The sequence below is a fragment of the Lysobacter korlensis genome (genome assembly GCF_042434515.1).
Genome location: NZ_JBHLTG010000061.1, coordinates 1 through 555, shown reverse-complemented (window position 1 = coordinate 555; position 555 = coordinate 1). Strand labels below are relative to the sequence as shown.

Annotated in this window: 1 protein-coding gene; it reads left to right on the top strand. The window is 60.0% G+C overall.

Annotated features, from left to right (window positions below; all coding sequences use genetic code 11):
- Positions 1 to 555 (top strand): SLC5/6 family protein (locus tag ACFFGH_RS34440; RefSeq protein ID WP_446686189.1); only part of this gene is annotated, 555 nt, incomplete at both ends.

Here is a 555-nt window from a genome sequence, read left to right as displayed (position 1 = left end):
CCTTTCTGGCCAACCCAGGCTTGCTGATTTTCAACCATTCACTGTTCCTGTTCATGACCATGACGGTGGTGGCGGCTGGCGTCGCGAAAGGCCTGGAGCGGCTCAATAATCTCTTGATGCCGGTGCTCTATGGCCTGTTGGTGCTATTAGCCCTCTACGCCATGACCACCAGCGGCTTTGGGGCGGCGCTGCACTGGCTGTTCATGCCGTCTTTCGAAAACGTCACCGCGTCGGTGGTGCTGCATGCCATGGGACACGCTTTTTTCACCCTGGCCGTAGGGGCGTGTGCGTTGATGGCCTACGGGGCCTATATGCCGGATGAACAGAGCCTGCCGAAAGCCGCTTGTGCGGTAGCCGTGCTGGATATCAGCGTGGCGCTGCTGGCGGGTATTGCGATCTTTTCGGTAGTGTTTGCCCAGGGGATGGACCCGGCGGACGGGCCGGGGTTGATGTTCGTGACCCTACCCATTGCCTTCTCTGAGTTGCCCTGGGGCTCCCTGTGGCTGAGCGTGTTCTTTTTGCTGCTGCTGCTGGCGACGTGGACGTCAGCCATCA